Source organism: Peribacillus sp. B-H-3, from assembly GCF_048572925.1.
Taxonomy (GTDB): domain Bacteria; phylum Bacillota; class Bacilli; order Bacillales; family DSM-1321; genus Peribacillus.
Window position 1 is genome coordinate 2,620,672 of record NZ_CP183879.1, and the last position, 23,499, is coordinate 2,644,170.

General features: G+C 38.3%; 21 protein-coding genes, 1 other RNA gene, 2 pseudogenes and 1 riboswitch. Of the genes and pseudogenes, 18 read left to right on the top strand and 6 right to left on the bottom strand.

Translation table 11 applies throughout. The features are described from left to right. The first annotated feature begins 214 nt into the window (after positions 1-214). Complete coding sequence (locus tag ACN6MY_RS13015; RefSeq protein ID WP_419880573.1) at positions 215-2,815, top strand: EAL domain-containing protein; 2,601 nt, start codon at positions 215-217, stop codon at positions 2,813-2,815. Between the two features lie 53 nt (positions 2,816-2,868). After that, a riboswitch (cyclic di-GMP riboswitch) is annotated at positions 2,869-2,952 on the top strand. Positions 2,953-3,001: 49 nt separating this feature from the next. Continuing rightward, positions 3,002-4,300 (top strand): diguanylate cyclase domain-containing protein, encoded by a 1,299-nt coding sequence (locus tag ACN6MY_RS13020; protein WP_419880574.1) that lies wholly within the window; start codon positions 3,002-3,004, stop codon positions 4,298-4,300. 261 nt (positions 4,301-4,561) lie between these two features. On the opposite strand, the pseudogene ACN6MY_RS13025 reads toward ACN6MY_RS13020, so the two are convergent. Together ACN6MY_RS13025 and ACN6MY_RS13030 are read right to left on the bottom strand one after the other, a co-directional pair. Further along, positions 4,562-4,954 (bottom strand): annotated as a pseudogene (locus tag ACN6MY_RS13025) (NUDIX hydrolase). A 479-nt stretch (positions 4,955-5,433) separates the two neighbouring features. After that, entirely contained in the window at positions 5,434-6,504 is a 1,071-nt protein-coding gene (locus ACN6MY_RS13030) for a DUF3900 domain-containing protein (protein ID WP_419880575.1), read from the bottom strand. Positions 6,505-6,630: 126 nt separating this feature from the next. On the opposite strand from ACN6MY_RS13030, the gene ACN6MY_RS13035 reads away from it, so the two are divergent. Next, positions 6,631-7,128: a metallophosphoesterase family protein gene (locus tag ACN6MY_RS13035; protein ID WP_419880576.1), complete on the top strand. Its 498-nt coding sequence runs from the start codon at positions 6,631-6,633 to the stop codon at positions 7,126-7,128. A gap of 78 nt (positions 7,129-7,206) precedes the next feature. Here ACN6MY_RS13035 and ACN6MY_RS13040 read toward each other — a convergent pair whose 3' ends face one another. Continuing rightward, positions 7,207-7,833, bottom strand: a complete 627-nt coding sequence (locus ACN6MY_RS13040) for a LysE family transporter (protein WP_419880577.1) — start codon at positions 7,831-7,833, stop codon at positions 7,207-7,209. A gap of 387 nt (positions 7,834-8,220) precedes the next feature. Here ACN6MY_RS13040 and ACN6MY_RS13045 point away from each other — a divergent pair. Further along, a pseudogene (locus ACN6MY_RS13045) lies at positions 8,221-9,404 on the top strand (iron-containing alcohol dehydrogenase). Between the two features lie 59 nt (positions 9,405-9,463). Here ACN6MY_RS13045 and ACN6MY_RS13050 read toward each other — a convergent pair. Both ACN6MY_RS13050 and ACN6MY_RS13055 read right to left on the bottom strand, forming a co-directional pair. Next, complete coding sequence (locus ACN6MY_RS13050; RefSeq protein WP_071353609.1) at positions 9,464-9,670, bottom strand: twin-arginine translocase TatA/TatE family subunit; 207 nt, start codon at positions 9,668-9,670, stop codon at positions 9,464-9,466. Positions 9,671-9,763: 93 nt separating this feature from the next. Beyond that, positions 9,764-9,883, bottom strand: coding sequence for a YjcZ family sporulation protein (locus ACN6MY_RS13055; RefSeq protein WP_419880578.1), 120 nt, complete (start codon positions 9,881-9,883; stop codon positions 9,764-9,766). A 302-nt stretch (positions 9,884-10,185) separates the two neighbouring features. Here ACN6MY_RS13055 and ACN6MY_RS13060 point away from each other — a divergent pair, with 302 nt between their 5' ends. From ACN6MY_RS13060 to ACN6MY_RS13105, 10 genes are all read left to right on the top strand, one after another. After that, a complete protein-coding gene (locus tag ACN6MY_RS13060) occupies positions 10,186-12,519 on the top strand; it encodes a xanthine dehydrogenase family protein molybdopterin-binding subunit (protein ID WP_419880579.1) in 2,334 nt (777 codons plus the stop codon). Next, complete coding sequence (locus tag ACN6MY_RS13065) at positions 12,506-13,342, top strand: FAD binding domain-containing protein (protein WP_419880580.1); 837 nt, start codon at positions 12,506-12,508, stop codon at positions 13,340-13,342. The genes ACN6MY_RS13060 and ACN6MY_RS13065 overlap by 14 nt, the downstream gene beginning before the upstream one ends. After that, positions 13,342-13,821 (top strand): (2Fe-2S)-binding protein, encoded by a 480-nt coding sequence (locus ACN6MY_RS13070; RefSeq protein ID WP_419880581.1) that lies wholly within the window; start codon positions 13,342-13,344, stop codon positions 13,819-13,821. The genes ACN6MY_RS13065 and ACN6MY_RS13070 overlap by 1 nt, the downstream gene beginning before the upstream one ends. A gap of 495 nt (positions 13,822-14,316) precedes the next feature. Further along, positions 14,317-14,688: a cyclic-phosphate processing receiver domain-containing protein gene (locus ACN6MY_RS13075; protein ID WP_419880582.1), complete on the top strand. Its 372-nt coding sequence runs from the start codon at positions 14,317-14,319 to the stop codon at positions 14,686-14,688. Positions 14,689-14,999: 311 nt separating this feature from the next. Beyond that, positions 15,000-15,296 (top strand): hypothetical protein, encoded by a 297-nt coding sequence (locus ACN6MY_RS13080; RefSeq protein ID WP_419880583.1) that lies wholly within the window; start codon positions 15,000-15,002, stop codon positions 15,294-15,296. 121 nt (positions 15,297-15,417) lie between these two features. Beyond that, positions 15,418-15,610, top strand: a non-coding RNA gene (gene ssrS, locus ACN6MY_RS13085) — 6S RNA. Positions 15,611-15,922: 312 nt separating this feature from the next. Beyond that, positions 15,923-16,216, top strand: a complete 294-nt coding sequence (locus tag ACN6MY_RS13090) for a hypothetical protein (protein ID WP_419880584.1) — start codon at positions 15,923-15,925, stop codon at positions 16,214-16,216. 445 nt (positions 16,217-16,661) lie between these two features. After that, positions 16,662-16,889: a cupin domain-containing protein gene (locus ACN6MY_RS13095; protein ID WP_419880585.1), complete on the top strand. Its 228-nt coding sequence runs from the start codon at positions 16,662-16,664 to the stop codon at positions 16,887-16,889. 235 nt (positions 16,890-17,124) lie between these two features. Then, positions 17,125-17,340, top strand: coding sequence for a hypothetical protein (locus ACN6MY_RS13100; protein ID WP_419880586.1), 216 nt, complete (start codon positions 17,125-17,127; stop codon positions 17,338-17,340). A gap of 375 nt (positions 17,341-17,715) precedes the next feature. Further along, complete coding sequence (locus ACN6MY_RS13105; RefSeq protein WP_170846111.1) at positions 17,716-17,874, top strand: hypothetical protein; 159 nt, start codon at positions 17,716-17,718, stop codon at positions 17,872-17,874. A gap of 63 nt (positions 17,875-17,937) precedes the next feature. Here ACN6MY_RS13105 and ACN6MY_RS13110 read toward each other — a convergent pair whose 3' ends face one another. Next, positions 17,938-19,038, bottom strand: coding sequence for a 5-methyltetrahydropteroyltriglutamate--homocysteine S-methyltransferase (locus ACN6MY_RS13110; RefSeq protein ID WP_419880587.1), 1,101 nt, complete (start codon positions 19,036-19,038; stop codon positions 17,938-17,940). 240 nt (positions 19,039-19,278) lie between these two features. On the opposite strand from ACN6MY_RS13110, the gene ACN6MY_RS13115 reads away from it, so the two are divergent. The 4 genes from ACN6MY_RS13115 (at position 19,279) to ACN6MY_RS13130 (ending at position 23,217) form a co-directional block, all read left to right on the top strand. Continuing rightward, a complete protein-coding gene (locus ACN6MY_RS13115; RefSeq protein WP_419880588.1) occupies positions 19,279-20,127 on the top strand; it encodes an STAS domain-containing protein in 849 nt (282 codons plus the stop codon). Positions 20,128-20,370: 243 nt separating this feature from the next. Further along, on the top strand, positions 20,371-21,183 hold the full coding sequence (locus ACN6MY_RS13120) for an STAS domain-containing protein (RefSeq protein WP_419880589.1): 813 nt from the start codon (positions 20,371-20,373) through the stop codon (positions 21,181-21,183). 253 nt (positions 21,184-21,436) lie between these two features. Next, the gene (locus ACN6MY_RS13125) at positions 21,437-22,243 is read left to right on the top strand and encodes a hypothetical protein (protein ID WP_419880590.1); all 807 of its coding nucleotides are present in this window, start codon (positions 21,437-21,439) and stop codon (positions 22,241-22,243) included. Between the two features lie 233 nt (positions 22,244-22,476). Then, the gene (locus tag ACN6MY_RS13130) at positions 22,477-23,217 is read left to right on the top strand and encodes an exonuclease domain-containing protein (RefSeq protein WP_419880591.1); all 741 of its coding nucleotides are present in this window, start codon (positions 22,477-22,479) and stop codon (positions 23,215-23,217) included. Positions 23,218-23,499: the final 282 nt, after the last annotated feature.

Here is a 23,499-nt window from a genome sequence, read left to right on the forward strand (position 1 = left end):
GGAAAATACTGGAATGAAAGGTTGTGGCATGACTTCTTGATTTAAAGAATAAAGGTTCCGATATAAATAATGAATGGAAATTAATATACCCATTAGTAAATATACAAATAAAATCCACTTCAAAAAATATGAAACAAAAGAACCAATTTCAAAGTCAGGCAAACGGATGGAGAAATAATAAAAATAATTCACAAGGATAAGAAGGTAAACAGTGGTGTCCAATATAGAAAATACCCATAAAAAAACACAATTAGAAACTCAACTTCGCCAAGCGTTGGAACGAGAAGAATTTAGACTGTATTATCAACCAAAACTTGATTTAGTAACAGGTCAAATAGTTGGCATGGAAGCGTTAATTCGATGGGAACATCCAGTAACAAGTATGATTTCTCCATTAGATTTTATTCCTCTTGCAGAGGAGACAGGGCTTATACTCCCCATTGGAGAGTGGGTGCTGCGTACAGCGTGTAAACAGAATAAAGCATGGCAGGACATGGGTTTACCTCCTTTTGTCATGGCAGTGAATTTATCAGCTTGTCAAATCTCTCAACCTCATTTAGTTGAAATGGTTCAACAAATTATAGAAGATAATGGGATTCCTTCTAAATACCTTGAATTAGAGATTACCGAGAGTATGATGATGGATGTTCCATCCGCTCTTCCTGTTTTAAAGGAATTAAAGCAAATGGGTGTACAAATCAGTTTAGATGACTTTGGAACGGGATATAGTTCCCTTCAATACTTAAAAGAATTTCCAATTGATACGATTAAAATTGACCAGAGTTTTGTTCGTCATTGTACCGAGGACTCTAAAGATTCTACACTTGTTAAGGCAATCATTGCGATGTCACACCAGTTAAACCTAAAAGTGGTTGCTGAAGGTGTGGAAACAAAAGATGATTTGGTTTTTCTTCAACAACACCTTTGTAATATGGGACAAGGTTACTTTTTTAGTAAACCGTTGCCTCCAAATAAAATAGTTGAAAAATTCCATGAGATAGAACAAATTATTCATCGCGAAGGAATTCCCCAAGAAATAAATAGACAAAAGTGGTTAGAAGAAGAATTAGAAAATGCTCGTCAAGAGTTACGGGATACAGTTCGGCAACAACAGGGGATGATTTTTAAGTTCATAAAAAAGAATAATCGTTTTCTCCATACCTTATGTGATGGAGAAATGCTTTACCGAGCCAATTTAACACCTGAACAAATTGTAGGGAAAGAAGTATTTGATTTTCTTCCGTTTGAAGAAGCAGAAAGTAAAAGGAATTATTATCAAAGAGCTTGGAACGGGGAAGAAAGAGTTTTATACGAAGGACAAGTCAACGGTATTTGGTATCTTGCTTCGTTACGCCCTATCCGAAGAGGTGGGCAAGTCAATGAGGTGATTGGCTCTTGTGTGGATATTAGCGAAAGGAAGTGGATTGAGGAAAAGTATAAAAAGTTGATCATGACTACGCCTGAACCAATTATTGTGTATCATGGCGAATTCATTCAATATGCTAACCCTGCTTGTATCCAATTATTTGGGACATCGTCCTTAGAGGAATTGGTTGGAAAATCGATTAAGGATTATTTTCATCCTGAATCCGTTCATATCATTGAAAGACGAATACAGGAGATGAATCAAATCGGAACTCCTGTACCTCCAACAGAAGAAACCATTATAAGGGTGGATGGGACTCAAATTCACTTAGAGGTCACAGGGATTACCATTAGTCACGAGGGGAAACCTGCTTTTTTGATGATGTATCACGATATCACTGAACGGAAACGAAATGAAGAAGCTATACAAAGAAGTGAGGCGAAATTTCGTCTGATTGCGGAAAATACGCTGGACTTAATCGAGGTAATCGATACAAAAGGAAACATTCGCTATGCCTCTCCATCACACCAAAAGGTACTCGGCTATTCGCCAAATGATTTAGAAGGGAATAGAGTCTTTGATTGGATTCACCCTGATGATTCTCCTCGTATTTTCAATCGATACGACCATTCTATTTTGACTAAAAAATCCTTTTATGTTGATTTTCGATATAAACATGCGAATGGGAATTGGATTTACCTCGAGGCTCAAGGAACGCCTGTAATAGATGGAAATCAGAAAGTAGAAAGTCTGGTTGTGGTAGCTCGTGATAACTCGAAACGCAGGAAAGCAGAAGAAGCCATACGGAAAACGGAAAGACTCTCTGTTGTGGGACAGTTGGCCGCTGGAGTAGCCCATGAGATACGGAATCCACTGACCTCTATTAAGGGATTTGTTCAGTTACTTCAACATAGTCCTTATACAAACTTAATATTATCTGAGATTCATAAATTAGAAAGCATTGTAGGAGAATTTCTTAATCTTGCGAAGCCTCCATCAACAGAAAAAAAGAAAGTAAATGTAAACACTCTTCTACAACAAACTGTTGAACAATTTGAATCACCAGCCCTTATGAAAAACATAGAATTTTTACAACAGTATGAGGATGACCTACCATCTATCCATTGTGAAGAAAACAAAATAAAACAGGTTGTTATCAATCTTCTTCAGAATTCGATAGAAGGCATGCTAAATGGAGGGACTATTTCCATTCACTCGATACGTCACTCTCATAAATCCATCAAATTTTGTATTATTGACCAGGGTATTGGTATTTCAGAAGAACGATTAAAACATGTTGGTGAACCTTACTTTAGTAACAAAGAAAAAGGAATTGGATTAGGCTTGTTGATATGTGAAAAGATAGTCAGAGAACATGGTGGAACTTTAATAATCGAGAGTATAGTAAACAAAGGAACAACGATCCATGTGATTTTGCCGATAAAATAATTCTCAATTTTTCATGGTTTTGGCGTTTTCAAAGATAAGAAGGTGAAAAGAATCCTTGAAAAAGGCAAACCTGTACGAAAGTCAGGGACGCAAAGCTCCAGGTCTAAGGCAATGCTAATGACGGCTGAGTTACCATAGGATTAGCATTTGTAAGGACGGCTGAGTTACCATAGGAGGAAAATAGCAATGGATTTATTATTTAAGCAGAAACAATTGGAAAGGTCTCTAAAACAAAGTGAAGAACAATATAAGAAATTAGTAGAATACTCTCCAGAACCCATTGTCGTGTATCAAGCAGGTGTAATTCAATATGTAAATCCAGCATGTATTAACCTATTAGGTGCTAAGTCTATAGAAGAACTGTTTGGAAAAAAAATTACGAATTATTTTCATCCCACATCGGTTGATATCATTGAAAGGCGAATTAAAGAATGGTCGCAATTGGGTATACCTATCGCTCCCACTGAAGAAAAAGTTATTCGTCTGGATGGGACTCAAATTGATATAGAAGTGACAGGAATTACGATTCTACATAAAGAAAATCCAGCATTTTTGATGATGTATCATGATATTACCAGTAGAAAACGAATAGAGGAAGCTCTTCGTCAAAGTGAAGAAAAGTATCGGCTAATTACAGAAAATATGACGGATTTAGTATGTGTCATTGAATGGGATGGTTTCTTTCGATATGCCTCTCCATCTCATGTCTCGGTGTTAGGTTTCCCATCGGAAGCGTATGAAGGGAATCGTGCAAGAGATTGGATGCACCAAGTAGATTTTCTTAAAGTGCGTAGTCAATTAGATGAAATGGCAAGGACAAAAGAAGGCGGTGTGATTGAGTACCGATTTAAAGATACAAAAGGGAATTGGATATGGCTGGAGGGAAAAGTGACTCCAGTCTTTGACATTAAAAATAGTTTTAACCATTTCTTAGTGGTATCCAGAGAAATTACAGAGAGAAGAATGTATGAAGAAAAATTATCCTATATGGCATATCATGACACGTTAACCAAGTTACCAAATCGAAGAATGTTTAAAGAGAGGTTAAAACAAGCCTTAAAAGAAGCAGAGCGATATGGGCGTAAGATAGCGGTTATGTATATGGACATGGACAAGTTCAAACACATTAATGACACATTAGGACATGACATAGGGGATGAACTTTTAAAGCAATTCTCCAACAGAGTAAAAAACTGTCTGCGAGAAGGTGACACGCTTGCACGACAGGGTGGAGATGAATTCACTATCCTTCTGACAGATGTTGAAGAGGAAAAAGATGTGTTAAAGGTAGCCAAACGTATTCTCTCCTCTCTTCAAGAACCCTGGAATATTGATGGTTATGTCTTCAAAACAACTTCCAGTATTGGAATCGCTCTTTATCCAATCGATGGAACGACAAGACATGAATTAATGAGAAAGGCTGATAATGCTTTATACCATGTAAAAGAAAATGGAAGGAACAATATCAAAACTTATTCTCTTTAATCGAAGAAAGCAAAACCATAGATGGATAATTATATTTTAGTTTGTAAAAATAGACGCAAAGACAAAAAGTCAACAAATCTTAAAAATGTTGATTAAAGCTTAGCGTTATATGTTGTTCTAAAAAGATATTAAATCTTAGAAATGTAGCAAAAGAGGAGGCTGGAAAGTTAAATTGCTCCTCTTTTTATTTTTAAATAAAAGGCTATGAATATTGTTGATAATATAAAGAATAAAAGGACCTTCGTGATTAGAAGGTCTTTGCTATTGTATAGCACAATCCAATATTTCCTGATAAAGAATGTGCCATTTGTGATAATATGAGGAAACATCATTGGGATTTACAAACATTTGTTGAGCAGATTCATATTTACCTTCAAATCGAGCAGTTTTATGATATTCATTTTTTAGAATACTTGAAAACCATTTTTAGGATATGGACTACTTTCTGTCCATAATGGATTTTCGTTATGGTCAACTATTATATGTCCTAATAACTTACATTCTCCTTCAACATAACCTTCTTCCAGTGCTTCCCGTTTAAAGCACTCATCTAGAGTTTCACCAGGTTCAATATGTCCTCCTGGAAATCCCAGCCTCTATGGTTTAAATCAACCAATAATAATTTATAAAACAAAAGCCGTGTACACTTGTGATTAAATTATATTAAGGAAGTACGCTATTTTTTCCCCACCAATAAAAAAAATCTCTATTCATATCTTTAATTGGTCTAATTTTGAAACTCTAAAAATCTAAGTTTATCATAAGTAGTATTAGCTGGGAATAATGTGCTTTCCACAATCATTTTGCTTACTGATTGTACTGTATATTCTCCCTTTTCTTCATCGTATTCCCAGGCTTTTTCATATGAAGAGTCGCCTTCATAGTCAGGTTGTCGACTGCAGTCTTTGGCATTAAGTTTAGTTCGAATTGCTGGGTATAAATAGGGATTCTGTGTTTTTGAAATTTTTATTATGGATTAACTAAATGAGTCGTTATAACTTATCATACCAACGATTTTTCCATCATATGAAGGGTCACCAAATCGGTCACTTTTCTCAATGTTATCACGTGTGTTTCAATGTTTTTCCTACATTTTAGCAGGTCTCAATTCGGTTTATTTCTCAATGATTTCCTTAATCTTCGAAGCTCTTCCTACTAATCTTATCAATAATCTCCTGCAGATCATCAGGCTTATGAAATTCTATCGGAGATACGCCTTTTTCAAAGGTGATGGAGTCGGATTCCACGAGCAGGATATACTTGCCGTTGATTTTGCCAAGATGGATGGTATCTCCGAAGCTGCCGAGAAGGCCTTTGATTTCGGTTTCTCCAAGTTTCATTTTTAATTGGGCTTCTGGAGTATGCTCGACAATCTGGGAGACTACTTCTATAACCTGGTGTGTATCAAGGCGTTCCCTGATTTCCCGTTTTTCGCTCGCTCCCCATATTTCAAGGTCTTCTTCAAACTGCTTCAGTTCTTCGCTGTTGTCTTCAAAGGTTTCATATACATGCTCTTGAACCATATTCATGACCTGTGTCTTCATGATTTCAGGCATAGATTCTTTATAGTCCACAAATTTAAGAAAGTCCTCGAAATAGCGGGCATGAGAAGCCTGGTGGATTTTCAGCTCGGCTTCTTCAACCATTCCTTCTTCGGGCATATAAGGATACTGAATAGATTTCATATTTTTTGTGGTGATTGCCATTTCAACGTTCCGGATGAGGGAGCGTTCATCTGATATGCTTGCAACTTTTGGCTCAAAATCGCATTTTAGCAAGAATACAAAAGGTTCATCAAAGTACCTGCTTAATTTGGCTGATACCACAATAAAAACTCCGCCCCTGACAGCACTCGTATCCAGATATGAGCGGACAAATTGTTCGTTTTCTTCGTGAAATGCTTCCAGTGTTTCCGCAAAACGTACACGGTTAAATAAATTATAATTTGGGTTTGAATTCAATTCATGTCCTTCTTCTACAAGGAAGAAGCCAATTTTAGTAGGAACCTGTTCCGCTTTTGGATGGCGTTCAGCCTTTCTTTTGGCGACTTTCATCAATTCACCGTCCAGGAATTCCTTTAATGGACTGTTTTCATATCCCTGTTCATCTATGGTTTGAAAATGCTTGAACTTTTTATCAGCTTGTTCTCCGCTTCCTTCTACCTGTACTACATAAAAGGAAAGAAATTTAACATCAAAATCCACTAATACTCACCTAATTTCACTTTTCTTTGTTCATCAAGTATAAAAACCAGAAAAGCTTACGTCAATGAGAAAAAGGGGTTCTCTTTTTTGTGAGCGGGTAAAATGACAGAGAGAGGAGGCGTTCTGATGAAAATTATAGTCCTTTCAGACACTCATATGCCTAAAAAAGCAAAAAAACTTCCCTCCATATTATTGAAAGAGCTAAACAATGCCGACTTGATTCTGCATGCAGGCGACTGGCAGACTATGGAGGTTTACGAAGAACTGTGCAGATACGGAAAAGTGGAAGGCGTTTATGGGAATATTGATTCACAGGAGATTTTAGAAATATTCCCTGAAAAACTGATTCTAACTGTGAAACAATTTAAAATTGGCCTAATTCATGGTCACGGCAAAAAGTGGACAACAGAGAAGAGAGCGCTTTTTGCCTTTCAGGATGAAGACGTTGATATGATTATTTATGGACACTCCCATATTCCAAAAATAGCTCATGAAAATAAATGTTTGTTATTTAATCCTGGATCACCTACTGATAAAAGAAGGCAAAAGCAATATTCATTTGGAATTGTCACAGCTGGTGACATGCTTGAAGCAAAGCATATATTTTTTGATGAAAAAGATTGATAAATTATAAAAGACTTGGTTATTTATGATGTTGCCGATGTGTTAAAAAAAGTTATCCCGAATAAAAAAATTCATTATTTATAAAAACAATAATTTAAATGCCTGAAAGCCGAAATAGATGCCAAATCCTATAAGGGATAAACCTGAAATGACCGATATACAGCGAAGCAGAAAGCCGGTTAAGTATTTTCTTGCACTGCTTGCCATAAATGCCATTGTAATGTCCCATAAAAAAATACCCGAAAAAATTGCCATGCTGTATATAATTAGCATCCTTGTTTCATATTTTTCAGCAGCATTTGCCAGTACGGAACCGTAAATGCCAAGCCAGAACAAAATGGTGAGGGGGTTGGATAAGGACATGAAAAAGCCGGAGAAAAAGGATTTGATCAAGGATTCTTTCTTATGGTGCCTGTCATTTTGAATATTCCCGGATTTGATGATGCTTTCAATCCCTGTATAACAGAGGACAAAAAAGCCGAAAAGCCAGAGAAATGTCTTTAAAAAGGGGATTTCTAGAAAATGGACGAGGCCGAAGTATACAAGTAAAATATAAAAAATATCTGCAGAGGCTGCTCCAAGGCCTAAAATCCATGCATGCCAGAAACCATTTTTAATTCCTTTATCGAGCTGGGCAGCATTTATGGGGCCGATTGGCGCTGCAAGTGATAATCCTAAAATTATATAGCCTAAGATAGCATTCATTACTCTTCACCTCATCCATTGTTTTACACACAGGCTCGTACATATTTATTCAGGAATGCTGAATTGTAGGACTAGTTTTGCTGAATGTATCATTTTTAAATAGTTACTTGTAATTTTGCGGTAAGCATGATAAGATATTACTTGCGATGAGCTAATTTGCATAAGACGAAAGACATGCTATTAAGCACGTTCGGGATGTGGCCCAACGGTCTTTTCGCCGCAAACGCATCAAAGACGCCAGCATATGCTAGGCGTCTTTTTCATGTTGTTTTTCTAATTTTTTGACTCCCAATTTATAAATAAAGGAAATACTACTCGGCATCTTGAATTCTTTCAAATGGCTAAAGAATGATGTAAGCGCATTCTGAATATACAGGAGGAATTAAAATGTCAGCTGCACTTGTTTTTGCCCCGTTAAATTATGTCGGCTGGGGAGCAATGGACCAATTGCTTCCTGCGGTAAGCAAGTTTCAGGCAACAAACATTTTATTAGTTGCAGATCCAGTACTTCATGAGCTTTCTATAACAGATCAAGTGGCAAATCCTCTAAGGGATAGCGGATATGAAGTTGAATTGTATACTGACATCGTGCCAGAACCTCCTTTGGAATCTGCGGAAAAGTTGATAGCATATGCAAAAAACAGCAAATCAGAACTTGTAATCGGACTGGGTGGAGGAAGTACACTGGACTTGGCCAAGCTCGCTGCCGTCCTGTCAGTACAGGGAGGAAGTGCTGCAGATTATTTAAACCTGACGGGAACAAGGAAGATTCAAGAAAAGGCCTGCCGAAAATTCTTATTCCTACCACTGCCGGCACAGGCTCTGAAGTTACGAATATTTCCGTTCTTTCCCTTGATGGAACCAAGGATGTAATCACACATGACTTTTTGCTCGCGGATATAGTTATAGCAGACCCTAAGCTGACTTTATCTGTTCCTTCTAAAGTGACTGCAGCAACCGGGATGGATGCTTTGACACACGCTGTAGAATCTTATGTTTCCCTAAACAGCAGCCCTGAGACGGAGGCATTATCTCTTCATGCTATCCGCCTTATTTCACGATCACTTCGAAGGGCGGTCCAAAACGGTAATGACAAGCAGGCACGGACAGATATGTGCCATGGAAGCTATATTGCCGGACTTGCATTCTTTAATGCTGGTGTTGCGGGTGTCCACGCCCTGGCTTACCCTATGGGCGGGCAGTTCCACCTTTCTCATGGAGAATCAAATGCGGTGCTTCTTCCTTATGTAATGGGATATATCCGTAAAGCCTGCAAGAAAAAAATGGCGGATATACTGAATGCGATGGGGTGCCATTCAGCTTTTCTTTCAGAAGAGGAAGCGAGCTTAAGATGTGTAGAGGAATTGAGGAGAATAGTCTGTGATGTCGGCATTCCAGATACCCTCAGGGAATACGGAATCTTGCCCGAGAATATTGCAAAGCTGTCAGAGGAAGGAGAAAAACAAAAACGCCTTTTGGCAAGAAGTCCGCTTCCGCTTAAAAAGGAAGACATCATGGCGATTTACCAATCTGCGTTAACAGGCTGTTTTTCTGAGCCCTTTCATGATTAACCAAAGAGGGGTTCAGCCAAAAAAAGGCACCAAGGCGATGGCCTTGGTGCCTTTTGTGATTATTTTTCAGCATCCTTTTTAGCATGTTCTATATCAATCTTAATATCTTCTTTTATGTCATCAGCTAAATTGGAGGTCGCTTTTTTAAATTCACGCAATGAAGCACCTACTGCGCGGCCCATTTCAGGGAGCTTGTTTGGACCAAATACGATTAATGCAAGAACGGTAATTAAAATTATTCCTGGCAGGCCAATATTAGAAAGCATGCACTTTCAACTCCTAAGCAGACAAGTTTACCCTCATTATAATCCTTTTTTGCTTAGAAGCAAGAAAATTCCGCTTTCTTTTTATGTGTACTTTTAAACTGCTGCTCCGCCATATCCTCCATAACAGCTGCACCCGATAATAATCAAAAGAATAAACAAAACCACAATCAAAGCAAAACCTGAACCAAAACCATAACCGCCGCCAAAAGTCATATAATAACACTCCTTTAGTAAGATGAAATTTCCATGAATACCACTAACTATCTCATTCATGGGCTGCTATCATCTTATGCAAATTTTTGGCTGTGTGTTTCCCCCATACTGTAATTTTAAAAAAACGGGCTTGTACATAGATACAGTTGCGCTGTCCTGCCTGATTTTAGGATTCGTTAACATTTGTATCCAGGGCTTTGCATAAAATGGATTATGTTCAGTTCTGAAAATGTAAAATATTTCGAGGGAAGTTTAATGGCATAGAACTAAAAAATAGCTGATAAGTGAGGTGGAAAGTAGGATTGGAGGTTATAGGAAAAGGCGTGATTCGAAAAGATGCCTGGGAAAAAGTAACAGGACAGGCGAAGTATACTGGAGATGATTGGAGACCAGGAATGCTGCATGTATATAAGGTTGTAAGTTCTTATGCACATGCCATAATCAAAAAGATAGATTATTCTCAGGCATCGCACATGAAAGGCATATGGAAAGTCATTACAGGAGAAAATCTGCCATTAACAGGAGAAGAAATCAGAGACCGTTACCCTATTGCCTGTGAAAGGGTTCGACACTATGGGGAGACAGTTGCTTTAGTAATAGGCGATACACCTGGGCTGGCCAAGGCTGCAGCAGATTCCATATCTGTTATATATGAACCTCTGCCTGATGTGAAAACACCAAGAGAGGCCCTGAAAAAGGAAGCGCCGATTTTACATGAAAGACTCGGGATGTATGAGAAAATTTCTTCTGCATACCCGGTTCCTGGCACCAATATCGCTAACCTGTCCAAAATCAGGAAGGGAGATATGAATAAAGGCTGGGAATCTTGTGAAGTAATTGCGGAAGAACACTTTTCATTTTCTCCTTCTGATCATGCGGCAATGGAAACGAGATGCTCGCTATGTGAAATCAAGGAGGATGGAAACGTAATCATTACGTCTTCATCACAAGCTCCTTTTATGATTAAGCGTCTGATCAGCGACTATTTTGGTGTAGACAGCGGGAAAATCACAGTAAAAACACCGTTTGTAGGCGGAGGATACGGCGGGAAAGCTTCCATACAGCTTGAATTTTTAGCTTACATTGCTTCCATGGCTGTAGGCGGCCGTCTTGTCAGGGTGATTAATTCCCGTGAAGAAGATATGATTACATCACCCTGCCATATTGGCCTTGATGCTACTGTGAGAATCGGGTGCACAAAAGACGGCAAGCTTCAAGCGGCAGAGCTTTTTTATTTATGGGACGGAGGAGCATATGCAGATAAAGCGGCAGATCTCAGCAGGGCGGGAGCGGTGGATTGCACGGGACCTTATCACATTGAAAATATCAGCTGCGACTCGCTGTGCATGTATACGAACCATCCATATGCATCGCCATTTAGGGGGTTTGCCCATTCTGAAGTATTATTCGCCTTTGAGAGGACGATGGATATCCTTGCAAAAAAGCTTCACATGGATCCTCTTGATTTAAGAGAGAGAAATAGTATCATGCCGGGACATACCACTCCGACACAAGTTCTATTGAATAAAGGCAATGTCGGGAATTTGCCTGCCTGCATCCAGCGGCTGAAAATCGCCATGGATTGGGATAAAGGCCAAATGATCCCGGCTGGCGATCATAAAGTGATTGCTAAAGGAATAAGCTGTGTATGGAAAAACTCTACGATTGATGTGAATTCGGGATCTGGAGTATTTTTGACCTTCAATGATGACGCCAGTGTTAACCTTATTTCGGGAGTTGTTGAAATTGGCACTGGCACGAAAACAGTTTTGGCGCAAATAGTGGCAGAAATACTGAAAATTGATATAGAAAAGGTCCATGTCCAAATGGATGTGAATACCAAAAGTACTCCTCAGCACTGGAAAACCGTAGCAAGCCGGGGAATCCTGATGGCAGGCAGGGCAGCAGAACAGGCAGCAAAAGACGCGGTATCGCAAATAAAGCATATTGCTTCATGTGTGCTGAAAGCTCCGGCAGAGGATTTTGATATTGGCGGCGGAAGGGTGTATTTAAGAAGTGATCCTGCGTCTGGACTATATTTTGAAGAGATCGTGAATGGCTATACCTTTCCAAATGGAAATACAATTGGAGGTCCGCTGCTTGGAAAAGGACAATATGTACTGCGGGGGATAACGTATTTGGATCAGGAAACAGGCGAAGGCAACCCGGGCCCTGAATGGGAAGTAGGTGCACAGGGAGTTGAAGTTGAGTTTGATACGCGTCATTACACCTATAAAATCAAAAGGGCTTTTTCGGTTATGGATGCCGGCAGGGTTTTAAACAGAAAAATGGCGGAAGGGCAGATAATGGGTGCCATGAGCATGGGCCTTGCCTTCGGCGGAAGGGAAACCTTTTATTTCGATGATTACAGCAGAGTCCTTAATTTCCAGCTTAGAACGTACAGGCCGCTGAGATTTGGGGAAGAACCCGAATATATTTGTGAGTTTATTGAATTGCCGCACGGAGAAGCTCCATTTGGCGCAAGGGGATTGGGAGAGCATGGCATTCTTGGTATGCCTGCGGCGCTCGGAAACAGTTTATCCCTAGCTGCTGGAGTTTCTTTGACCCGGCTTCCATTAATTCCTGAAACGATCTGGAAAGAAAAAACGGGAGGGAGAGGAATTGATTTCATATGATCGGGATTATTACAAGCCGCAAACCATTCAGGAAGCGGCGGAATTATATTACATCCTTGATTCTACAGGAAAAAAACCCATCTTCTTTAGCGGAGGAACGGAAATCATAACGCTTGGCCGCCTTAATCTGATTTCGGCAAATGTCTTCATAGACATCAAGGGCATTCCCGAATGCAAGGTATATAAAATGGCAGAGGACCATCTTGTAATTGGGGCTGCCTTGCCGCTGTCTTCGTTTGATGAAAAACAGGATTTTCCGCTTTTATCTCAAACGGCTAGGGGCGTTGCTGATGCAACCTCAAGGAATAAAATAACTATCGGAGGCAATATGTGCGGAAATATTTTCTACCGCGAAGCTATACTGCCTTTTTTATTATCAGACAGTATGGTTTACATTGCCTCCAGGGATGGAATTAAAAGGAGACCAATACTGAAAGCTTTTCAAAAAGAAATGCTCCTGGAAAAAGGAGAGCTTTTAGTGCAAATTTCCACTCACACGAAATATTTGAATCTGCCGTTTGCAAGTGTGAAAAGAAGGCAGCAGTGGGATACAGGGTACCCGCTGATAACAGTCGCTTCAATGAAAACAGGAGATATGCTCCGCTTTGCCTTTAGTGGTTTGTGTTCCTTCCCATTTCGCTCACTTGAAATGGAAAAAGCTTTAAATGACAGGAGCAAATCATTCCGGGACCGGGTATTGGCTTCATTCAGCGAATTGCCTGCACCTGTCCTCAATGATTTAGAGGGGTCAAGCGACTACCGGTTATTTGTGCTGAAAAATACTCTGTTGGACTTTTTTACTTTATTAGAAGGTGATGTATAATGGCCCATACATATCTTGCTTCAATAAAAATTAATGAAAAGATTTATGAAACAGCAATTACAGCCTTTGATATATTGCTGGATGTTTTGCGAAGACAGGGCCTGACAGGAGCAAAGCCAGGTTGCCGCAATGGTGATTGCGGAGCTTGCACTATACTGATGAATGGCAGGCCAATGAAGTCATGCCTTGTTTTAGCTATAGAAGCTGAGGACTCTGATATAACGACGATAGAAGGACTTGTGGATTCGCCAATTCAAAAAGCGTTTGTCGATCATTTCGCTTTTCAATGCGGCTACTGTACCCCGGGATTTATCATGAATATACACGGGCTGCTCCTTAATCATCCTAATCCAGATAAAAGTTTAATAACAGAATGGCTTTCTTCTAATATTTGCCGGTGTACAGGGTATAAAGAAATTGAAGAAGCAGTATTATCGGTGCTGAAGGAAAATCGGCAGTTGCCGGAAAAGAACCAGTAATCCTTCAGCTGATTGTATGCTTTTAGAAATAATGTAATGCTGGCATCTTAAAATTAGGTAAAACCAGGATTAGGATTTAAACTGATATTGGGGGAATTAAATTTACGGGTAAATTTATGCAAGGAGAACAATATGGCATTCCTTGATAGCGAGAAGTTAATTTTTATAAAAGAATTAATGAAATTATACGCAGAATATATGAAATGCCATGATAGCAAATTAAGGATATGTATCATAGAAGATATATTCCATATCTGCAGAACTATTAGTAAATTAGCATAAACATTCCATGCCCGCCAATTTTTAATTCCCTCTTGAATATTTCAAGGAAAATCCCCTCCGAAATGTAAATAATTTATCAAAAAGTAAAATTTTATCATAATGTAGGGTGTTCATGCAACAAATATTGTGTTAGTATTGTACTAATAAATAATATAATATTATCCAAGGCAGGTTCGATTTTTGCTATCCCCTTGTATAAGGGAAGGAGTTAAAATGGAAAAAATCAGTGTATTCTTAGATGACCACAGAAGAGCGCCGCTTGGTTATGTTTTAGCAGAAACGATTGATGAGTGCCTGGAACTGCTGCGGAATTTCCGGATTGAGCATTTATCTTTGGATCATGACTTGCTTAGCAAAACCAGAAATGGTTTTTTGCTTGTGCAGATGATGATCAGAGAAAAACTATTTGCAAACCGCATTACCATTCATTCTGCCAATTCAGTCGGCGGAAAAGCCATGTACAACTGCCTGAAACAAGCACAGCAGGACGCTGTTATGCCCACTACAACTATTTTATCCTTACGCCCTCTGCCTTTGCATTTCTTCCCGCCAAGAGTCCTGCAGCACTATTTAGATATCCTGTGATCCCTTCCCGCCAAAACGACTACTCAAAAAATTCTGTACACATATAAAAATTGTTAAGCTTGATAAGCATGAGTATTCGCACATACTGCGAGAATATCTCATGCTTTTTGTCATGCATGAAAACAACACTGTTTTTACTCTGTGTTCATTTCATTAATACATTTGCAAAGAGCCTTGCGAAATCATGCTGGTCCATAATCATTGGGAACATGTATAATAACTTCTTAAATTGTGTTTGAAGAATCGTTATCCACCCATTTTTAAAGAAAATCATATATAATTGGATTGTTTCATTAAAGGAGGGTAATAAGTTGCATCAAAGAATTACAGAAACAGATGATCAGGAGCTGCCTGCATTTGAAAGCAGCGAAGAAGCAAGTGCTTATTTCAAGAAAAAATATGGTGATGATTTTATCCTAAAAAGCACAAAGGAAATAAATGGAGAACAAATTGACATTTATGTACTTGTGCTTGACCGGGAAGCATTCAGAAGCGGTGAAGAAAAGTGGGCCAAGGCACACCAGGAAATCATTGAGGAATCCGATTTTACCAGCAGCTTTCAATCTATTGGGATCAGCAGTAATGGTGAAGTTTACATTGCCTATTAACCGGGCACATTAAAGCATTCCGAAAAAAAGACCAGCATGAATTGAATATAGCAAGTTTTTGTAAATGATTTTACCAGATCATTAACCTTGTGCTTTTACCGCAAATCATGTAATATAAATACACAAGCTGCGTTGTACGTATGGATAATAAAGTTTTAACCTTTAAGCTGTAATAGGGAGTTTTATATCAAAACAGGAATGTCATGCCTCAGTCACTGACTCGGAGGACGTACAGGAATGTTTTTGCAAACACCCACTTTGAGGAGTGGTGGTTTAAAACTTTCTTACTTAACTACGGCAAGTGCGGCTTGCTTATAAAAAATGCCTAACCCGGTTCCTTATGGATCCGGGTTTTTTCGTGCATTATGCTCATACTTTTACATCAAAAAAACCCGGCTAATGCCAGGCCAAGATTTGAAAGATATATAATTAAAGGGGGTACTGAGCGAGAAGATTTCTAGCTCAATATAAACAGGTTACATGATAGTTGTTAACAAATTATGAAGATTTCTGTAAGAGATTATTAATTTTTTGCTGATTTTCACCGTCGGGCTCAATTATAAGCACATGTCTCAGCCTCCCTGGAAATATACATACGTTATCAGTATTTTTTAAGGGGTGATTCATTGAAACAGTATACGGAACTTTTTACGGTCGCCTACAATGCCATTTGCCTGCGCTGCAAAAATAAAGGAGCTGTACAGCCTTATGGAAGGTATTTTCCTCATGGGGTAGGGGAACTAGCTGATCAGCATAAAATATTTGAAGGGGTAAGAGATGAGCCTTATATGTCTCATGCTTCAGGTTTCGGAGGCACACTGCCATATAGGTGCCTGAACTGCGGAAACATAGGATTAATTGATAGAGCAGGTTTAGAAGGGTACAAACAGGCATTCAAAAGTATTAAAACTGAGATGTAATTCATCGCCAGTGTGGTGCTTTAGCCGGCTTTTAACAAAGAGTCTAACTGTATGCTATTAAAGATATATATGAATGTTGACCCCTAAGTGATCGAGGAGAAGCCTATGTCCGGAAATAAGCCGGCAAAGCTAAAAGGCTATTTTCAAAAGTTGTGTAGTTTGAAAAATCTAAATATTTTGTTATAATAGCAAATATAGAAAGCTGCATCTCTATAAGGTCTAGCGATTGCAGGCATTATGAATCAGCCTGTTAGAAAAACTAGGTTTAATTAACCTTTATTCAGGGTAATTAATTAGTACAAATTTACTGCTTAACACTAATGATGATCTTAAGGAGGAGGAATTACATGCAAGTACTATCAATCGAAACACTTCAGGAAATCCGAAGGCTCCTGTTTCCATGAGGTCCGTATTTTCACATTGTGCCTTAACCGGTAATTTTAATTTGCAAAAAAACATTATTCCGCCTGGTAAGCGTATTCCTCTTTCTGAAATATCAGATCACGGGGAAAATGTTTATTCAATTATTACAAACGGCTCCATTGTAACGGAAAATACAGGTGAAACACACAGGATTTCGGAGGGTGAAACAATTTTTATATCGGCAGGGCATGAGCATATTGCTTATAATGATGGAAATGAAGACTGTGAAATCCTCTGCGTTCATATCTGATAGATATTTAAACATGAAGCCTTGAGAAATCAAGGTTTTTTTTATGCTGCAATAACGCCATTAATTGATACTTACAGCTTGCGTGTTTAATGCTTTTCCAATATTGTCCCCAAATGCGTAAGCTTCAAGTGCTTTTACAGAATTGCTATTGTTTATTTGAAAGAAGCCTTTCAACAAGCCTCAAGGTATAAAATATCCGTTAAAAAGGCATAACACTAACAGGAGGTGTTCACTGATGGACATATTAGAACCTAAAAAATTCGAAATTCATAAAGATGGAAGTTATACAGAATCCCATTATGAACAATTAAAGGCAGGAGACCACTTTAGAATGTTTCATCCGGATGGTCAGCCCTTCTTATATGAACATGATGACAAAGAAACCTATCAGGCTGCATCACATCCATATTTTGATGTTGAATTGGGTGTCTGGTTTATAGAGATTAAATAAAAAAAAATAAAGGGTCTGAATTTTGGACATTAATTCCTTTTTACAACTTCTGACTTTTCTTCGAGCTTTTGCATTTCCTTATTATACTTCGTTTTTATCCGTCTCGTTTCTGTTATATGCCTGACTTCCATTTCCTTCATTTCAGACTTAAATTCTTTACTGATTCTAGGGATATGCCATATTAGCAGATACAGAAAAAGCGCAAGGGAAATCCCATCTTTAGCATAGTTTAAAAGAATTTGCTCCAATTAATTATCTTTTTTCTTTATACAAGTAATTGTATGGAATACATAAATATTTACTAAAAGCAAGGTAATGCTGATTAAAGTGCAGGCTGTTAGGGCATACTTCTGAAAAATGATAAGGAGATTGCCGATGAAATGCTCTATGTGTAAAAGAAAAAAAGAAATTGTCTACAATAATATGGGAAACCAATATTGTGATGATTGCTGGTCTGTCGTGACGATTCCTTATGATACCCTGGTAAGCCAGGGGATGGCCTATTTGCCGTCAAATGATGAGAAGCATCTCTAAAAGATGCAGATGAAAAAACCTTCCAAATATGACTTTTGGAAGGTTTTTTGTAAAGAATGGTTATTACCAGATCTCTCCGGCTATTGAAACGACATGCCTAATCTTATTCCATTGCTGTTCTTCTGTAAGAAGATTTCCTTCTTCAGTAGAGGCAAACCCGCATTGAGGGCTTAAGCAGAGTTGATTAAGATTCACATATTGTGCAGCTTCCAAAATCCTCTGCTTTATTTTCTGGGAATCCTCCAGTTCGCCATGTTTAGAAGTAATCAGGCCCAATACAATTTGAAGGTCACTTCTATTTACATAGCGCATGGGTTCGAATCCGCCTGAACATTCATCATCAAACTCTAAAAACAATCCATCAACCTTTAATTGGCCAAAAATGATTTCAGATACACTTTCATAACCGCCGCTTGCTGTATAAGAAGATTTGAAATTGCCTCTGCAGATATGCATGGTAATGGCCATATCTTCGGGTTTGCCTTCAATGCTTTCATTGATGCAGCGTGCAAAAAGCTCTGCAAGCTCTTCAGAGTTATACCCTTTATCTTTAATCTGCTTTTGTCCTTTTTCTGAGAAAAAGACGGACCAAGAAGTATCATCTAGCTGCAGGTAGCGGCATCCTGCATCATAAAATGCTTTTATGGCATCTTGATAGGCAGTAACCAAGTCAGAAAAAAGTTCATCATTTTCGGTATAAGCTTCTTTTTCTATCTTCCCTCTGAAAAAAAGCATATTTGGGCTTGGAAGGGTGAATTTAGCAATATGGTCTCCGGCCAGGCTGTGAAGGAACTTATAATCTTCAAGCATTGGATGATTCCCAAATTTTACTTTGCCAGTCACTTTTACTCCATGTGACTTTGTCTCGACACCATTGAATTGGATTCCGGTGTCTGTTTCATAAAGCTCTACACCATCTAGTCCGGATAAAAAGTCAAAGTGCCACCATGCGCGTCTGAACTCACCATCAGTTACGGCAGATAAGCCCGCTTCCTTCTGCTTCTTAACGAGGGATATAATTTCCTCGTCTTCAATAGAACGCAGCTGATCAGCGGTAATTTCCCCGTTTTGTTTTTGCAAACGGGCCCTTTTTATTCTTTCTGGCCTTAAAAAACTGCCAACATGGTCAGCTTTAAAGGGGCCATTGAGCAGTGTCTTGGTCATAATGCGTCCCCCTTTATTTAGTATAGGATCTATTATACCGAAAAAATGTCTTAAAAAGAATTATTTATCTAAAAATTCTATTTATTTTAATGATTTTCTTCGGCCTTTAAAGGATTTTTACAAATTAAGGCTTTCTGCGCAATTTGAAAGCAGCCTGCTAATTAACTTAACATAGACAATTTTTTAGTATTGTGGTGTTATATAAATAGGCTATATTTAATTTATTCCTTGGAGGAAACAATGAAAACTGAATTAAATTACTTAGGAGATTTAATCATAAAAAATAAAGAATTTATAGTGAAAGAAGTTAACGAAAGCAGATTGGAGGGAGTTTCTGAAGAAGAACGCCATCAGTTTGCTAGTATAGAAAAAGAAATCCTTCAAATGAGAGCCGGCTTGATCTGCATGTTTGGAGATGCCCTTAAACTGATTTATGATGAAGAAGCATTGGATGCAAGGCTTGCAAAATGGGGAAAGGAAACCGGAGAATATATTTTCAATCTGGGCATTCCCTTAGATGAAGCATTGCTCGATACAGCTGCATACCGGAAAAGCATTTGGAAAGTAGTCAGCGAAGGTATTAAGGAAAAAGGGATGTCGGCTGATTTGGTTCTCAAAGCTGGGAGCATTATTGACCCCCTGTTAGATAAAGCAGCCTATTTTTTTAGTTTGACTTTTATCAAGAATCATCAAACAACGTTAGAAAATGCTAAAAGTGCATTTTTGGAATTATCAGTCCCTGTGGTTCCCCTTACCCAGGGAGTCGGCATTCTCCCATTGATCGGGAATGTTGATACAGAAAGAGCGGCCCTGTTAATGGAAGAAACCTTGAAGCAAGCAGGAAAATTAAAATTATCTCACTTAATCGTGGACTTGTCAGGTGTCTTGATTGTCGATACAATGGTTGCTGATCAAATTTTTAAGGTAATAGATGCCTTAAGGCTGCTTGGAGTCAAGACAATCGTCACCGGCGTCCGTCCGGAAATTGCCCAGACTGTTATAAATATTGGCATCGATTTTAAAGATATCGAAGTGAAGGGCAATCTTCAGAAAGCACTGCTGGGATTGGAAAATAAGCAAGCGCCGTAAGACATAGCGGAATGTTTCTGTCTTGTCTTTTCATTTTGGTGCTTTTTGCAAGGAAGCAGCAGAAACAAATTTTTAATAGCTTCCAGGTCATTGAAACCTATTAGTGAAATAATGAAGGAATTTTTCATGTTTTATTTTCTCTTTTGAAAAAAATATGTTATGAATATATATAAACAAAAAAGGCATTTCCATTTGCCTGTTTAAGCCATAAACTTATCATAAGAAGTGGGACGTGACCTAAATTTGATTAAATTGTCTGCGATCGCAAACTACCTGATAGAACATGCACATCTTTTAGCGGATGGAATTGTTAATGAAATTATAAATAAATTTGATTTTGAGGTTCCCGCAAAAGACATAAATGAAGCAAGAGCGATGTATGTGGAATTTCTTAAATTCCTGGGTGAATCCATTACCTGTACGGAAGGTTCTGTACCTAAAAGCTTGATTAAATGGAGTAAGGAAAATGGCGAAAAAACTGCCTATTCAGGAGGACATATATCTGATATTCTCCTTCGTTATCCAGAAACAAGGATAGCCTTTGCAGATTATTTTCTGAAAATCGGATTAAAACATCAGCTTAATACAGAAGAGGTCGTTCTCATTCTAAAAAGGGTCAACCATATGCTGGATTTGAGCATTAATGAAACAGTATTTGCTTTTGAACGCCGCAATCAGGAAATGCTCAAAACGGCTAAAAATGAAATAGATAAGTTATCATCACCAATTGTGCCCATTCAGGATGGACTTGCTGTACTGCCTTTAATCGGATCTATTGATTCTGACAGAGCTGATCATTTGATTAATACAGTTATACCAAAAATCCCTGGTCATGAAGTTACCTGTCTGATTATAGACTTCTCGGGAATAATAACGATCGATACAACAGTTTCAAGCCATATCTTCAATGTCTATAAAGTTCTTCGCCTGCTGGGCATTCAGGTCGTTTTTACTGGTATCAGGCCCGAACTCGCTTCGAGGGTAATAGCGTCAGGTGCTGACTTTTCTTCGTTTCAAGTGTATGCTACTGTGAAACAGGCAATTGAAGCCATGTGATTTGCTGGCTGATGTTCAAACATAAATCTTTTTCCATAAGCGGCGGCCATTTTCTTTTAAGGTGAAGAAAATGGCCTGTTTTGATAGGTTAAGGTGAGAGCAAGTTTGTTTTAAACAGCTTTGTCATAAAGGACATGGCAGCTGCGGGTAAACATAATGATTAATCCCTATAAAGACAAAAGAATAATTGTGAACCTTCGATTTTTAGATTTGTTATAATATAAAAGGACAATACATGAAAGGGGAGCAATCATTGAATCGATTTTTTTTAGTGCTGATCCTTTTTTGCTGCACCATTTTATTGGCTAGCTGCAATACCGTTCGCGTTCCTATGGATATGAATCATAATAAGAACAGTATGAATATGAATGTAATACCAACCAGGTCGGACTGGAAAACCCCCGATATAATGAAACCAAACAAAAAGGTGCCCATCTCTATTTTTATTAAAGATAAAACTGGCCAGCTTATTCAAAAATTCGATACAGTTCATGAAAAAAAGATGCATTTAATCATTGTGAACAAAGACCTTACATATTTCTCGCATATTCATCCTGTTTATAAAGGGAATGGCCGCTTTGATATATCTGCCGAGTTTCCGGCGGGTGGGGACTACAAACTCATCTCCGAATTTACACCTAAAGGAAGCGGCGATAATGGCGTAGCCCAGCATGTGCTGCATATCTCAGGTGAAAAGCCTGCAGCAATGCCTATTGTGCCTGACACATCCTTAACCAAGACTATAAATGGAAAAGAAGTAACATTAACATTTGATCATGTCATGGCCCGCATGAATCTGAATATGACCTTCAAAATACTAGATGCCAAAACAAATAAACCCGCCAGGCTGCAGCCTTATTTAGGAGCTATGGGGCATTGTGTGGCAATCAGTGATGATTGGAACCAGTACCTGCATATTCATCCGATGAAATCAGACTGGAAAAAGTCACAGGTTACTTTCATGACAAGATTTCCTGAAAAGGGGACTTATAAAATATGGGGACAATTTCAGCAAGACGGACAGGTTTTCGTTGTTCCTTTCGTTGTAAAAGTTCCGTAAAAAGCAGCTGCGGCTGCTTTTTTGCGTATCTGCAACATATTGATATTTGTGGCTATAACGTTTAACCACTTTCTTTTAAGAGGGAAGATCACCGTAATTTTGAAACTATGAGATGTCGTTACGTTCTTTTTAAGATGGTATGCTATAATTAAGTTTATTAAAAAAATTCACAGCCTTGATTAAAGGCTGATTTTTTATATATTGCAATAAATTTATAGTCAGGAGTTTATGTCATGAATGCAATTGTTTTTGATTTGGAAACCATTCGTACTCATCAAAAGGGACAAGAGCGGCATATCATTGAAATTGGAGCCGTAAAGATAGACATGGAAGCAAATGCATCAGAAGCTATTGATGTTTTTCAGCAATATGTTATGCCTCCTGGTAATTATATACCTAAGAGTTCCCGCCAAATGATCGGCATGAAAAAGGAAGAAATGAAAAATGCTATTTCTCTGCAGAAAGCCATAAAGAAGCTAAAAGAGTGGATAGGCGAAGAAGATTATCATCTATGCAGCTGGAGCAGATCAGATTTGGATATTATTCAGCATAACTATATAGTTAATAGATTTGATGTCAGCTGGGTAAAAAATTACAATGACATCCAGCTTCCAATTTCACGGGCTCTGTCGGATATAAATCACGTTTTAGGGCTGAAAAAAGCAATTGAATTAGGAGAGATCCCTATGGAAGGCAAATGGCACAGCGGATTGGCAGACTCTATCAATACAGCCAATCTCCTTGTTAAATACCGCCATGCTGTAGAGCTGAAAAAGACGGCAATTTATGAAGTGTTCTCTATATTCAGCAGCAGGTTATATACCACCTGCAAAGAATGCAAAGAAACAAAATACCATACTGAATTTTTCAAAAAGCGTACCACATGCCTTTCATGTGAAATAGAGAAAAAAATGGCATATGAGCTGCAAAAACAGGAGAAATCAATTTCTGAAGAAGCTATTACAACAAAGTAGGTTTTCTTATAGCTGAGTCCAAAACAGTATTGCAGGAAGAATAGAAATAGCCCGTAATCCTGACTGGCTTTGATGCATGTTATCAAAATATATTCAAAGAAGCAGATGACCGGAAAGTCATCTGCATTCTTTTTGCTGGAATGTAAACGCTATCTTTGTTATCCTTTGGATACGGAATCCGATAACTCAGAAAATATTCATAGAGATGTTCAATTTATACAGGAGCTGGCAATTCTGTGAAATGTAAGGTTTCTTTTAGCAAAGATGATTATCTAAGAAATG

Excerpts from the sequence above, each read along its gene's own strand:
- ACN6MY_RS13020 (WP_419880574.1), top strand. The coding sequence starts at position 3,002 with ATGGATTTATTATTTAAGCAGAAACAATTGGAAAGGTCTCTAAAACAA.
- ACN6MY_RS13035 (WP_419880576.1), top strand. The coding sequence starts at position 6,631 with ATGAAAATTATAGTCCTTTCAGACACTCATATGCCTAAAAAAGCAAAA.
- ACN6MY_RS13040 (WP_419880577.1), bottom strand. The coding sequence starts at position 7,833 with ATGAATGCTATCTTAGGCTATATAATTTTAGGATTATCACTTGCAGCG.
- ACN6MY_RS13050 (WP_071353609.1), bottom strand. The coding sequence starts at position 9,670 with ATGCTTTCTAATATTGGCCTGCCAGGAATAATTTTAATTACCGTTCTT.
- ACN6MY_RS13055 (WP_419880578.1), bottom strand. The coding sequence starts at position 9,883 with ATGACTTTTGGCGGCGGTTATGGTTTTGGTTCAGGTTTTGCTTTGATT.
- ACN6MY_RS13070 (WP_419880581.1), top strand. The coding sequence starts at position 13,342 with ATGGCCCATACATATCTTGCTTCAATAAAAATTAATGAAAAGATTTAT.
- ACN6MY_RS13075 (WP_419880582.1), top strand. The coding sequence starts at position 14,317 with ATGGAAAAAATCAGTGTATTCTTAGATGACCACAGAAGAGCGCCGCTT.
- ACN6MY_RS13100 (WP_419880586.1), top strand. The coding sequence starts at position 17,125 with ATGGACATATTAGAACCTAAAAAATTCGAAATTCATAAAGATGGAAGT.
- ACN6MY_RS13105 (WP_170846111.1), top strand. The coding sequence starts at position 17,716 with ATGAAATGCTCTATGTGTAAAAGAAAAAAAGAAATTGTCTACAATAAT.
- ACN6MY_RS13110 (WP_419880587.1), bottom strand. The coding sequence starts at position 19,038 with ATGACCAAGACACTGCTCAATGGCCCCTTTAAAGCTGACCATGTTGGC.
- ACN6MY_RS13115 (WP_419880588.1), top strand. The coding sequence starts at position 19,279 with ATGAAAACTGAATTAAATTACTTAGGAGATTTAATCATAAAAAATAAA.
- ACN6MY_RS13130 (WP_419880591.1), top strand. The coding sequence starts at position 22,477 with ATGAATGCAATTGTTTTTGATTTGGAAACCATTCGTACTCATCAAAAG.